Raw genomic sequence first — 13,285 nt, 5'->3', positions numbered from 1 at the left:
CATTCGCGACACGCCCGGCGATTTAGCACGCGATTTTTCTGGTCAGCCGCTACTGTGTGAAGGTGGGCTTTCATCCCGCGCAGACGGGCTTTCGCTGACAAGGAACCAACTATGTTCAAATCGACCAGGCTGTCCGTGACCCTGGCCGCACTGCTGGCCAGTGCGGTCGTACAGGCCGATATCGAAGTGCCATTGGGCAGCACGCAGCGCGTCACCCAGCTGTTTGCGTTCCCCAATAACTGCAACGTCATCTGCTTTCGGCCCTGGACGCTGGAACAGACCGCCGAGCATTATCTGAACCAGAGCCTGCAGCGGGACGGCTACAGCCGGGCCAAAGTCAGCGTCAAGGTGCATGACGGCCAGGTCGCGGCAACCTTCAGCGGCGTGCCGGAGGGCTACGGCCAGCCCCTGACAGCGCTGCTCAATACTGCCGACCTCGCTTACCAGGGCGCCACCCGGCTCAACAGCGACGGCAAGTGGGCGTATAACTGGTATCTGTTCCTGCCGCTGGGCATGGCCCTGGAAAACCGCAAAAGCATCGAACTGCTGCATTTTCCGCCGGATTATTCGCTGACCCAGGCCCAGGATTATCTGGAATCGGCCACCACCGACCGCTGGGCAACCTTGCTTACCAGTAACGGCATTCCCGCCAGCGAAACCCCGGCCTATCAGACCATCATCGATATCGCCCCCATCGCCGCGCCCTCCAATGCAGGTAAGGACCTGGAAGCCGTCTACAGCTATTTCACCGACTACCAGACCCGCATGGTCAAGGAGCTGAGCCTGCGCTCCAACGGTTCATTGCCCATGGTGGCCTTCGGCGCACCGGTGCGCAGTTGGATCAAGCAGCAATACGGGCAAACAGTGGCGGTGCTGGGCCTGGCGCAGATCAACCCGGAGCCGGGCAAGCCAGTCTCGGTACTTGGCGCCAACCACCCGAGCTACATCTGGTATGCCGCCAGCCCGGACACTTATGAAGGTAATGAGCAGAAGGCCGATGAGGCCGGCTTGAAAGTGATGGGCCAGGACCTGAGCGCCGCCTGCTGGCAAGCCGGCATGGGCCAGAAACCCGCCAGCGACGCGAATGTCTTGCTCAAGGCGTGCATGAACACCTGGCAGGTCACGCGCAAGGAGCAGACCTGCGAGCTGTTCTACACCTCGGTGCGCAACCTGAGCCCGGAGCAGGCCAACGCCAAATGCGCCACGCCCAGCATCAAGGCCCAATTGAAGCAGCTGCGCAGTGCGGCACCAGCCCCCGTCCTCGCGCCACCTGCGCTATGAAGCAGCACCGATTTCTACTGTCAGATTTGACAGTAGAAATCGCCCACGACTTCGGAGAGTCTTGAGCGGCGCCCATTTGCTGCAGGAGAATCATGAAAACTCGAGCCATGGATAAGGCTAAAGCGGCTGTGATTGACTGCCTTTACCCATTCAAGACGCTGCGCGTCGATCAGGGTTACCCCTCGACCGAGCAATTTCAGATCGTGCACGACGCTGAGGGGATCGCTGGAATAATAGCCCGCGTGGGATTTGACAGCCGCGTGCGCATCGCCAGGGTTTCCGGCTATGCGGTCAGTGAACAACGCCTGCATACGCTGCAGCTATCGCCACGCATACACCTGTACGACGCCTGGTTCTGCGGCCTGTTACGACATTCCTGCAGCCCGAACGTGTTCCTCGACGCCACTTACCTGGAACTCTGGAGCGTACAGCCCATCCCCGCCGGCACCGCATTGACTGTGGACTACGCCACCACTGAAGACGCGCTGTCCCGGCAGTTCGCCTGCCATTGCGGCGAGCTGAACTGCCGGGGCTGGATCACCGGCAGCAAGGAGCCGTTGAACGCCGAGGGCCAGGCCTTCATGGCCTGGTGGCGCGAGCATAAACGGATTTAGGCTTCGCCCAGCGGCCGCAGACGGTACTGCGGTGGCAACTGCTCAAAGCCACTGATGGTGGTGTTCAAGCTCTTCCAGCGACCATCCTTGATGCCATAGATGCAGCCATGGATCGACAGGCTCTGCCCGCGGTGCCAGGCGTTCTGCACAATGCTGGTATGGCCGACGTTGGCCACCTGCTGAATCACGTTCAGCTCGCACATGCGGTCTACGCGCTCTTCTTCAGTGGGCAATTGGGCCAGCACGTCGCGGTTTTCGTAGTAGAGGTCCCGAATGGTGCGCAGCCAGCCGTCGATCAGGCCGAACTGGCGGTCCTGCATCGAGGCGCGCACGCCGCCGCAACCGTAGTGACCGGTGACGAGGATGTGTTTGACCTTGAGCACATCGACTGCGTACTGGATCACCGACAGGCAATTGAGGTCGGTGTGCAGCACCACATTGGCCACGTTGCGGTGCACGAACAGATCGCCCGGCAACATGCCGACAATCTCGTTGGCCGGTACGCGCGCATCGGAGCAGCCGATCCACAGGTATTCCGGGGTTTGCTGGCGGGCGAGCTTGGCGAAGAAGTCGGGATCTTCCTGTTTGATCGCATCCGCCCAGCGTTCGTTGTTGTCTAGCAGGTCTTGTAGTTCGTTCATCAGGGAAAGCCTCAGGAATGATGCGCAGTTTTGTGACTGACAACCCCTCGTCCGGGTCACGCCTGGCGCAAATTAGCTTGAATTTTTGCGGCGCAGTACCGGTCCACACACTATAAGCCCCACAGTATGAGGATTGGCCATGACTGAATCACGACGTCCCTACGGCGCTACGCAGCCCGAACCGATTGATGATACTGAAGACCGCATGGGTTCGATGCGCGAGCTCGATTTTGATCAGCAAGACCAGACAGCGGGAATCGGCGATGAGCTCCCACCGGGCGAACGCGAGCATCTGATGCCCGACGAACGGGTTCGCGAAGCCGGGCTGACCGGGGCTTCGGTCGATGACCATGAGTCGACCGATGATGATATGAGCCCGGAAACGCTGATTCGTGACGATGGCTCGCGCGATGCGCGGGAGGAAGGTGAAGGCGGCGCGGCGGACTACGATCTGAGCGTGGTCGATGAAGATGACATCGGCGGCGGAAATGGCCTGGATGAGGCCGAACTGGCGGATCTGGACCCGCTCAACCAGAAACCCTGACACAACAGCGCTTAACATGGGAGGGGGCTTGCTCCCGATAGCAGGGTATCAGTCACTGCATAAGTTGACTGACACACCGCAATCGGGAGCAAGCCCCCTCCCACATGGAGGTCGGCGATCAGTCGACCAGAGTGCAGGCCATGACGACCGCGTCTTCGCGGCCCCCCACGGTGGGGTAGTAATCCCGGCGACGGCCAATTTCATTGAAGCCATAGCGTTCATACAACCTGAATGCACCGGTATTGCTGTCGCGCACTTCCAGAAAACACTCTCGGGCATTGGCCGCATAGGCGCGGGACATCAAATGTTCCAGTAACGCCAGACCCAGGCCTCGGCCCTGATTCTCCGGTTTAACGGTGATATTGAGCAGGTGCGCCTCATCCAGGATGATCTGCACCACGCCATGCCCCACCTGCTGCTCACCCTCGAACATCAGCCAGATCTGGTACTTGCCCAGCCCGTCGAGAAAGATGCCACGGGTCCATGGGTGGCTGAACGCCGCATATTCGATCTTCAGCACGGCATCAAGATCAGCCTCGGTCATCGGGCGGAAGGATAAAGCCTCACTCATCGGTTGTTTTCCAGCGCGCCATCAGCCGGCGCATGGCTTGCCAGACATCAGCCTTACGCTGTGGCTCTTCCATTAATAATTCCAGGCCCGGCAGGGCCCATACCGAACCCAGGCCTTCGACCTGCAGTTCGCGGTACCAGGCCTCGGCATCGGCCTCGCCGGCAAAACGCACGGCGGGCAGGCCGATCAGCCACAGGCAGACGCACGGTTCGTCTTCCAGGCGTGCCGAGACAAAGCTTTGTACGAAATCCCGCGCCGCTTCCGGGCCCTGGTCCATGGTGCCGCGCACCAACAGCGGCCAGCGCACCGGGTCGCCGACGATTTGCGGGCTGTCGGGCAGGCCGGCGGCGCGCAACATGTCCTTGAGCAGCAGGTAGGCAGGGTCACGCGACTGGAAGCGCTCGCCAGTGGGCAACTCCACCAACAGCAGGCAGCGCCCGGCACGCAGCAGTTGCAGGGCAAAGCGCGGTGGCGGTACCACCGGGGCCTTGACCACAGGCGCGGCTTCTTCGGTGACGACCGCCCTGGCCACAGGAGAAGGACGCGGCACCTCGATCTTGGTGCGCTCCACCGTCGGCCGTGTTTCGGGCACCGGCTTGACCACCGCAACCGGGGCCGCTGCCTCCTCGCCGGAAGACTCGAACGCCTCATAGGGCTCAAGCGCCTGCAACAGCTCGGGCCGCGACGGCGCGGCAAACGGCAGTTCGGTGCGGGGCAGCCAGTTGACCACCTGCATGGCGGTCAAGTAAGCGCGACGTCGGGACTCGATAAGCACAGCTCGGCCACTTGTGGATAACTAAAGAGCGGCGATTCTACCGCTGTTCGACAACAATCGCCCACTGCGCGCTGACCGGCTGTGGATAAATCCCGCGCCCGATGCAGTACAATCGCGACTTTTAATCGCCAACCAGCCGGCCATTCCCATGATCGAACCCAAGCGCGTCCTGCGCGCCCTCGCCGAACACTGGGCCTTACTTGAGCCACTGTGCGAACACTTCGACCAAGGCACCCTGAGCCTTGGCGAGCTGCGCGCGCAACTGGCCGCCCAACAATTGGACAGCACGCCCCAGGACATCACCAGCCTGCTGGACGTGTGGATTCGCCTGGATATCCTGGTGCCTGTGGCCAAGAGCCCGAACCGTTTCGAGCTCAACGCGCAGATCCACGACTTTCTCGCCTATCTTCGCAAGGAGCACCGGCTTGGCCTGTGCCTGGAAATCGAAGCCTACCTGCGCCACCTTGAGCGCCTGGCAGGTTACATCCAGGACGCTTTCGACATCCGCGACGGCCACGACCTGGCCCGGCAACTACGCCTGCTGGATATGCGCGTACGGGATGTACTGAAAAAACTCGCCAACGACGAGCAGGCCCTCGCTGCCGTGGCCGACCGAGCCAAGACCAGCGACCGGCAGATCCCGTTGCGCCAGCGTTACGCCGAGGTGTTGGCCACCTGGGACGAATACGTCGAACCGATGATCCAGCTGGTGAACGCCGACGGCGCGTTCGAGCAAGGCGTGCGCAAGGTCGAAAACGTGCTGCTGCGCATGCTCACCGAGCAACAGCGTCTCGGCCACCTGGTGGACGACGACATGCTGCTGCGCACCCACGCGCGCATCCTCGAGATGCAGACCAGCGCCCAGCTGACCTTGCGTCACGCGCGCGAGCTGCTGTTGCCGCTGCGCGAAGAAGCCCGTCGGCACAACGCCGTGACCCGTGGCGCGGCCCTGGCCCTGTCAGCGATCCGCCGCAAGGGCCTGGACGCGGTGCCGCAAGCTGCCATGCCGATGTTCACCCGACCGCAAAGCACCTTCCTGGGCAGTGCCAGCCAGGTCGAGGCGTATGTGTATGCGCTGGCGAACTTCGAGCCCAAACCGGCGCGTTTCCCCAAGGCGCACAAAACCCACAAGGGCGAAGCCCAGCGTGCGCCGCGAACGGTCAAGGAAATGCTCGATCGCTGCGAAGACGCCCTGCCAATGCCGGACCTGATGACCTGGCTGCTGGAGCAGGAACCGGACGGCGCGACCGACGAGTTGCTGTACTGGTTCTCGCGGCTCTCGCGGGAAAAACGCTTCAAGCGCGAACGCCTGGAGCGTCGCGACTACCACACCCACGAGCACCAGGTCAGCCTGCGCTCCTTCGCCCTGCTCCCGGCCGGCGTTGACGCCACCGAGAATTCTGCGAGCACGCCTTATGCATCTTGATCTATCCGAACTGTCCCAGCTGGCGCCGATCTTTCGCGAGCTGTTCAAGGGTTACCACGTCAGTCGCCGCGACCCGGAGCTGTACGCACAACTGTCGAATTTCCAGGACCAGTACCGCACGCTGTTCAAGGCCCTGGGCTTTGAGCTGGTCTGCGATACCCGCGGTTTCTACTACTTCGTGCCGGACACCGCCGTGGCCGCCGCGCAGGTGAACAAGACCGCCCAGCGCCTGGCACTGTTCACCTTCATCATCGTTGAGCATCTGGCCGACCAGGGCCGCGACCCGGTTGCCGTGCTCGATGGCGGTAGCCTGGGCCGAGATGAGCTGCCGTCGTTGCTGGAGAAGTATCGCGACCTGTTTATCCAGGCCGAAGTACAGACCCAGGAAGAACTCGAAGAAAAGATCATGCGCCGCATGACCCAGCTGGGCTTTGCCAGCGAAGACAACGGCATTTATCGCTTCCTGCCGCCGATGCATCGCTTCCTCGATGTGTGCCTGTCGGTGCAGCAGGACCGTGACCTCGCCGCCAGTGTGCACAGCGTCTTGCCGCTGCCGGCGCCGGTGATCGTCGACGAAGACAGCGATGAAAAATTGCTGCAGACCGATGACCCGCTGGACTTGAGCGACTTCGCTGAAGAAAGCGAAGAAGACGCCCTCGCCCGTGCGATTGCCGAAGAACAGGAGACCGACGCATGAGTAAGGAACGCTACGGCATACGCCGCTTCGCCCTATTGAACACCGCCGGCTACAGCCTGGGTTTGTTCCCGCTGGAAGAACCGTTGTCGGTGTATGGCGCGAACAACCTGGGTAAGTCTGCGTCGATCAACGCCTTGCAGTTCCCGATCCTGGCGCGCATGTCGGACATGAGTTTCGGCAAATACACGCTGGAGCAATCGCGGCGCTTCTACTTTGCCACCGACACCAGCTACATCCTGGTGGAAGTCTCGCTGCCCCACGGCCCGCACGTCATTGGCGTGGTCGGGCGCGGCCCGGGCGGTGGTTTTGGTCACCAGTTCTTTGCCTACGCCGGCAAGCTGGACCTGGCCCACTATCAGAAGAATGACACCTGCCTGCGCCAGAAAGAGCTGTTCACCAATCTTGAACGCGAAGGCCTGAAAGCCTATGAGCTCAAGCCCGACGAACTGCGTCGCTTGCTGGTAGGCGGCCACACGTCGATTCCGCTGGACCTGACGCTGATCCCGCTGCGCTCTACCAGCGAACAGAGCCTGAAGACCTTCCGTGCGTTGTTCATCAACCTGCTGCACATGCGCGAAATCACTGCGGCCAAGCTCAAGCAACTGTTCCTCGATGCGTTCGAACACAGCCTGCGCTCCGGCAGCGTCGATTACATCGCCGCGTGCGAAGAAGCCTTCCGCGATGTGCGGCGCATGGAGCAGGACTACCACTCGCTGGTAGCCGCCGGGCCTTTGGTCGAGGCACTCGCCAACGGTGTGCAGCAGCGCGACATTCTGCGCGGCAAATTGCATCGCCTGTCGCCCTTGCTGGATTCGCTGCTGGGCACCTGGTCGGATTACGCCAGCGCGCGCAAGGAAGAGCTGACGATTCAGGCCGAACACTATCGCAACGAGCAGGACGCCCTGCAGAACGACCAGCGTGGCGGCACCCAGGAGCTGATGCGCCTGGAGCGCGAGATCAGCGGCATCCAGCGTTGGCTGGGCGAGCTGTCGGTGCTCAAGCATCGCTTCGCGCTGGTCGACGACGTGAAGGTGCTGGAGCAGCAACTGCTGGCGGCCAAGGACGCTCACGATGAGTTGGCGGGGGCGCTGGCACAGTCCCGTCAGTTCAGCGCCGAGGACCTGAACGAGCGCCTGCGCGACCTGGAAAAACGCTTGAAGTCGGTCAAGCAGCAACTTGATCACGCAGACAACAACAGCTACGCCAAACTGCGCGAAGAGTTTTCGCAGCAGGACGTGGAACGCCTGATGCGCCTGTTCAACAGCTCGTTGTTCAGCCTGCCGCTGGGCGAGCACGGCATCACGCTGGACGAGGAAGGCCAGTGGGTCAAATCCCTGGAGCAGATCCTCGATGGCTTCAAGGGCGAGCGTTTCGAAGTGCCAGGGCTGTCCATCGACATCTCGCACATCGAGCCACCGGCTCTACAGGCGCTGGCCGATCGCGCGGCATTGCGCGACCAGAAAGAGCGCCTGGAAAAAGAACTCAAGCAACTGAAAACCCAACATGCGGTCGCTTCTGACCGAGCGGCGAGCAAAACCCAGACTGAAGCGCTGTACCAGCAGGTACTGGATGCGCAAAAGGCGCTGGAAGATTTCCGCCGCACCCAGACCCTGAGCGCTGAAGAAGGCGAGAAGCTGGAAAGCCTCGCGCAGATGGAAGCGGCCCAGGACGAATTGAAGCGCTCCAGCGATGCGTTCACCGAGCGCGTCCAGCAGCTGTCGGCCAAGCTGCAACTGGTCGGCCGGCAGATCGGCGATATGGAAGCCAAGCAGCGTACGCTCGATGACGCATTGCGCCGTCGCCAGTTGCTGCCGGCAGACCTGCCGTTCGGCACGCCGTTCATGGACCCGGTCGACGACTCCATGGACAACCTGCTGCCGCTGCTCAACGACTATCAGGACAGCTGGCAAGGTTTGCTGCGCGCCGATGGTCAGATCGAAGCGCTGTATGCCCAGGTACGCCTCAAGGGCGTGGCCAAGTTCGACAGCGAGGATGACATGGAGCGTCGTCTGCAACTGTTGATCAACGCCTATGCCCACCGCACCGATGAGGCATTGACCCTGGGCAAGGCGCGCCGTGCGGCGGTCACCGATATCGCGCGAACCTTGCGCAATATCCGTAGCGACTATGACAGCCTCGAGCACCAACTGGCGTTGTTCAACCGCGAGATCAACAAGCGCCAGGTCTCCAACCTGCAGAGCTTTCGCATCGTGCTGGCGCCGAACAAGGAAGCCCTCAAGCATATCGACCAGATCATCCACAGCGCTGGTCAATATGAGGAAGGCGAGACCTTGTCGGTGTTCGACCTCAGCCAGAGCGCCGAACAGGACAACAAGAACGAAGAGGCCAAGGAATACCTGGCCCGCCTCGTGGCGGCCAACCATAACCAACTGGGCCTCAAGGACCTGTTTGAGCTGGCGTTCGAGATCACCAAGGTGCACGGCCAACCGGTCATCCACACCGACATCGATGGCGCCGCGTCCAACGGCACCACCATGACCATCAAGGCGCTGACCAACATGTACTTGTTGCTGCACTTGATGGACCGCGACCAGGCTGGCCGTGTGCGCTTGCCGTACTACCTCGACGAGGCCGCGGATATCGATGAGAAGAACCAGGCAGCGCTGCTGGAAACCAGCCTGCAGTTGGGCTTCGTGCCGATCCTGGCCAGCGTGAAGCCGCAGGTGTCCGCCCAGGTGGCGATCGACCTGGAAGGCGGCAGCGGGCCGAACGGGATCTACATCGATGAGGCGGACTGGAAATATATCCGTCGTCACGATGTGGTGAAGGCAACCCTGAACGTGCAGGCAGATGAGCCGGAGTTGGACGAAGTCTGACGTGTAGCGCTGAAATGCAAAAAGGCCGCGATCTTTTGGATCGCGGCCTTTTTTGTGGGCTGGCGTTTTGTATTGAGTTTGAGGGCCTCATCGGGGGCAAGCCCCCTCCCACATTCTGATTTGTGAATACATTCAAAGTGTGGGAGGGGGCTTGCCCCCGATAGCTGCGCCTCGGTCTACTTGCCGAGTGGAATCTTGGGGGCCCAAGTCAGCCATTCATCCTCGAACTTGTCGAACAGCGCAAAGGTCTGCTGCGGCCGCGCCGGGTTGCCCATGCGTTCGCCATCAGGCGTGGCGAAGGCAATGCCACCGGCAACCAGGGTTTCCAGAGACTCAGTGCGCACCGTCGCGCCCTTGAACAAACCGAAGTCGAGTCCGAAGCCGCTGGTGTTCCAGAAGCGGCTGCCACTGCGTACCAGTGGCGCGTACTTGGGCTCGATCAGGATGTGCACCAGTACGCGGTCGGCGGTCTGCCCCAGCTCGTAGCCGGTGACCTTGCCCACGGTAACTTCACGGTAGGTGACCGGCACGCCTTCCTTGAGCGAACCACGGCGTGCGGCGCTGAGTGTCAGGCTCAGGCCCGCCTCCTGGTGCACGGCTTCCGGCGGCTGGGCAAGGGCGACAAAACTCTTCTGCGGGCCGGCGTTTTTCGCAGCCGGCTGCACTTCGATGTATTGACCGGTGACCAGGGTTTCCAGATTTGCCGTCTTCATCAGGCCCAGCTCGGGCTTGACCACCCAGAACTGGCTGCCAACCCGCGCAATGCGGTCGGCCACTTGGGTGATACGCGCCTTGAGCAGCACCGATTGCATGTCGGCGCTCAGGTCGACACTCTCGATCTTGCCCACATCCAGGCCTTTGAAACGCACCGGCGTGCCAGGGCTCAAGCCGTCGGCGCGATCGACCTTGATGGTGACCAGGGTGCCATGTTGATTGGCAGCGTCACGATCGGCAAACAAGCGGAAACGCGGGATGCGTCTTTTCAGCGGCACATTCGGTTCCGGCGTCTCGAAGGCAATGCCGCCGGCCATCAGGCTGGCCAGTGATTCGCTTTTCACCTGGATACCGCCGGTAAGTCCGCCGGTGAGGGTGACGCCGCTGGCATTCCAGAAACGTGTCGAACCGTTGACCAGGCTTTCATACTCTTTCTCGATATGAACACCGATCACCAACTGCTTTTTCTTGCGTGAAAACTGGTAGCTCTGTACCGAACCGACCTTGACCTGTTTGTACAGAATCGGGCTGCCGACGTCCAACGAGCCCAGGCTGTCGGTGAGTAGCACCATGTGCAGGCCCGGAGAGCGCAGGTCCAACGGCGGAGCCTTGGCGCGGGCCACGTACTCACGTTGCGGTGGGGTGCCTTTGTCGCCGGGGCGGATGGCGATGTAGTTACCTTTGACCAAGGCTTCCAGGCCAGTAATACCGGCCAGGGAGATGGATGGCTTGACCACCCAGAATTGTGTGTCCTGAACCAGGTAGTCTTCGGCTAATGGGTCGAGGGTCAATTCAGCGCTGGCGCTGGACAGGTCGGGGTCGATTTTCAGGGTTTTCAGGCTGCCGACCTGGATACCTTTGTACATCACTGGCGTACGACCAGCCTGCAGGCCTTCGAAGTCGGTAAGCTTGACCTTGACCTTGATGCCCGCGGCGGCGGCGTCGAAATCCTCGTACAAGCGAAAAGGCAGGCTCGGATCGGTGGGCGGGCTGTCCTTGCGATTTTCCGGCGTGGCGAACGCGATGCCCCCGGCGACGATACTGGAGAGGGATTCGCTGCGCACCTTCACACCGGACAGGTTGGCGTCGATGCTGATGCCACTGGCGTTCCAGAAGCGCGTATGTTTGCGCACCAGATTGGCGTAGGTCGGTTCAATATAGACCTTGATCTCGACAGTGCTTTGGTCCTCAGACAACAAGTAGCTTTTGACCTGACCTACCTGGATCTGTTTGTAGAACACCGGGCTGCCACGGTTAAGTGAACCCAGTCGATCAGCCTTGAGGGTCAGGTGCAGGCCAGGCTTGGCGTCGGATAACGGCGGCTCTTCGGAAAGTGCCTTGAACTTGCGGGTGGGCTCACCATCGCCTGGGCTTGCAGCGATGTAGTTACCCGAGACCAGGGTTTCCAGGCCAGTGATGCCCGCCAGGCTGACGCTGGGCTTGACCAGCCAGAAGCGGGTGTTGGTCTTGAGGTACTGCTCCACGTCCTTGTTCATCTCGATGGTGGCGATCACCCCGCGATTGCTGCCTTCGTCATCCAGCGCCAAGGCCTTGACCTTGCCCACCGTCATGCCTTTGTAGACCACTTCGGTCTTGTTGACCTGGATGCCTTCGCCGCTTTCAAAGCGGACCTGGATTTCGATACCTTGCTGGGAATAGGCACGCCATCCCAGCCAGCCGCCGATGATCAGGGCAATCAGGGGCAATACCCAGATGGCCGACCAATTGGACGCAGGGCGGGTTTTAGCTTTAGGCAAATCACTCATGGTCGTCATCCGACTCCGTGTTATCCCAAATCAGTCGGGGATCGAAGGTTACTGCGGCAAGCATCGTCAAGATCACCACACTGGCAAACGCTGCAGCGCCGAGATTGGCCTCGACACTGGCAAGTCGCCCAAAGTTTACGACCGCCACCAGGATGGCGATCACGAAAATATCCAGCATGGACCAGCGTCCGATGAATTCGATGAAGCGGTACATCAGAATGCGCTGCTGCGCGGACAGCGGTTGACGACGCTGCACCGAAAACAGCAGCAGGCCGATACCCACGAGCTTGAAGGTAGGCACCAGAATACTGGCGATGAACACCACGGCGGCAATCGGAAACATGCCGTGCTGTACCAGCTGGATCACGCCGGACATGATGGTACTGGGATCGCCTTGGCCGAGGGAATTGACGGTCATGATGGGCAGCACATTGGCGGGGATGTATAGAATCGCCGCCGTAACCAGCAGTGCCCAGGTGCGTACGAGACTATTGGGACGGCGCGCATGGATCAACGCACCGCAACGGGTGCAGAGCTGCTCATCGGCATCTGCTTGCTGCTTGTTCAACTCATGGCATTCAGTACAAACCAGAATACCTGCATCAATCGCCCGCATGGTCGTCCTCTCCTGACAACGCTTGCCAGATCTGGTGAGGTGACATCACCACCTCGAGCAGAATCTGAACCATCAATAGGCTGACAAAACAGGCCAGGCCCAAGCCAAGCGTAATAGAGGCCATATCAGCCAGCTTCACGAGTGCCACCAGTACGCCCATCAGGTACACCTCCAACATTCCCCAATCTTTCATATGGTGGTAGATGCGGTAGAACAGCAGTCCGTAACTGCGGCCGATGTTCCAGCGAATGCTCAGCAGCACACCCAGTTGGCAAAGCAATTTGAGCAAGGGAATGGCCATGCTGCACAGGAACACCACAATGGCGACGCCTTGCATGCCGGTATTGAACAGGCCGACTACGCCGCTCCAGACGGTGTCCTCCGAGGACTGCCCGAGTAGATTGAGCTGCATGATGGGTAAAAAATTCGCAGGGATGTACAGCAGCAGTGCAGCCAGCACCAGGGCGAGGCTTCGCTCGACGACATTATGACGATGAGCGTAGAGCTCGTAACCGCAGCGCGGGCAATGAGCCTTCTCACCGAGGGCGAGCGCGGGTTTGCGCATCAGCAGGTCGCACTCATGACATGCCACCAAGTCGTCCAGGGGTAAGTCCGACACCTGAAGGGCATCAACCGGATCGGGCATAAATAGGGCTCGGGCTCTAAAAAAGGTTAGGTGCCTATTCTAGTGGTCTGGTTCACAAATAACTGTGCAAATTTGTCAGGGGTGATGAGGGAATACGGGGGACATGTCAGGGCATAGCGTTGGCGAACGTCGTGGGCACGCTCGCGCCTGCAGGCGG

The 13,285-nt window shown here is 60.8% G+C and carries 12 protein-coding genes; 6 read left to right on the top strand and 6 right to left on the bottom strand.

The window, feature by feature from the left end; genetic code table 11:
- The first annotated feature begins 111 nt into the window (after positions 1–111).
- Entirely contained in the window at positions 112–1,281 is a 1,170-nt protein-coding gene (locus tag SC318_RS03520; protein WP_320429673.1) for a hypothetical protein, read from the top strand.
- A 92-nt stretch (positions 1,282–1,373) separates the two neighbouring features.
- A complete protein-coding gene (locus tag SC318_RS03515) occupies positions 1,374–1,895 on the top strand; it encodes an SET domain-containing protein (RefSeq protein ID WP_320429672.1) in 522 nt (173 codons plus the stop codon).
- Here the strand turns inward: SC318_RS03515 and can are convergent.
- Entirely contained in the window at positions 1,892–2,536 is a 645-nt protein-coding gene (gene can / locus SC318_RS03510) for a carbonate dehydratase (RefSeq protein WP_320429671.1), read from the bottom strand. The two genes, SC318_RS03515 and can, sit on opposite strands and share 4 nt — an antisense overlap.
- Positions 2,537–2,675: 139 nt before the next feature.
- Here can and SC318_RS03505 point away from each other — a divergent pair, with 139 nt between their 5' ends.
- Positions 2,676–3,080: a serine kinase/phosphatase gene (locus SC318_RS03505; RefSeq protein ID WP_320429670.1), complete on the top strand. Its 405-nt coding sequence runs from the start codon at positions 2,676–2,678 to the stop codon at positions 3,078–3,080.
- Positions 3,081–3,198: 118 nt separating this feature from the next.
- Here SC318_RS03505 and rimI read toward each other — a convergent pair whose 3' ends face one another.
- Both rimI and SC318_RS03495 read right to left on the bottom strand, forming a co-directional pair.
- Positions 3,199–3,651, bottom strand: coding sequence for a ribosomal protein S18-alanine N-acetyltransferase (rimI, locus tag SC318_RS03500; protein WP_320429669.1), 453 nt, complete (start codon positions 3,649–3,651; stop codon positions 3,199–3,201).
- Positions 3,644–4,387 (bottom strand): energy transducer TonB, encoded by a 744-nt coding sequence (locus SC318_RS03495; protein ID WP_320431183.1) that lies wholly within the window; start codon positions 4,385–4,387, stop codon positions 3,644–3,646. Before SC318_RS03495 ends, rimI begins: the two co-directional genes overlap by 8 nt.
- 187 nt (positions 4,388–4,574) lie before the next feature.
- Between SC318_RS03495 and mksB the strand changes: the two genes are divergently transcribed.
- From mksB to mksF, 3 genes are read left to right on the top strand one after another with little or no spacing between them, the layout of a single operon-like run.
- Entirely contained in the window at positions 4,575–5,852 is a 1,278-nt protein-coding gene (mksB, locus tag SC318_RS03490) for an Mks condensin complex protein MksB (protein WP_320429668.1), read from the top strand.
- Complete coding sequence (gene mksE, locus SC318_RS03485) at positions 5,842–6,549, top strand: Mks condensin complex protein MksE (protein WP_320429667.1); 708 nt, start codon at positions 5,842–5,844, stop codon at positions 6,547–6,549. The genes mksB and mksE overlap by 11 nt, the downstream gene beginning before the upstream one ends.
- A complete protein-coding gene (gene mksF, locus SC318_RS03480; protein WP_320429666.1) occupies positions 6,546–9,386 on the top strand; it encodes an Mks condensin complex protein MksF in 2,841 nt (946 codons plus the stop codon). The genes mksE and mksF overlap by 4 nt, the downstream gene beginning before the upstream one ends.
- A 176-nt stretch (positions 9,387–9,562) precedes the next feature.
- On the opposite strand, the gene SC318_RS03475 is transcribed toward mksF, so the two are convergent.
- Genes SC318_RS03475 through SC318_RS03465 form a run of 3 tightly spaced genes read right to left on the bottom strand, consistent with a single transcriptional unit; the run spans position 9,563 to position 13,128 of the window.
- Positions 9,563–11,866 carry a PqiB family protein gene (locus SC318_RS03475; RefSeq protein WP_320429665.1) on the bottom strand — a complete coding sequence of 768 codons (2,304 nt, stop codon included), beginning with the start codon at positions 11,864–11,866 and terminating at the stop codon, positions 9,563–9,565.
- Positions 11,859–12,482, bottom strand: coding sequence for a paraquat-inducible protein A (locus SC318_RS03470; protein ID WP_320429664.1), 624 nt, complete (start codon positions 12,480–12,482; stop codon positions 11,859–11,861). Before SC318_RS03470 ends, SC318_RS03475 begins: the two co-directional genes overlap by 8 nt.
- A complete protein-coding gene (locus SC318_RS03465) occupies positions 12,469–13,128 on the bottom strand; it encodes a paraquat-inducible protein A (protein WP_320429663.1) in 660 nt (219 codons plus the stop codon). The genes SC318_RS03470 and SC318_RS03465 overlap by 14 nt, the downstream gene beginning before the upstream one ends.
- Positions 13,129–13,285: the final 157 nt, after the last annotated feature.

The organism is Pseudomonas sp. MUP55 (assembly GCF_034043515.1).
Classification (GTDB): Bacteria; Pseudomonadota; Gammaproteobacteria; order Pseudomonadales; family Pseudomonadaceae; genus Aquipseudomonas.
This window is presented reverse-complemented; position numbering and strand designations above follow the sequence as displayed.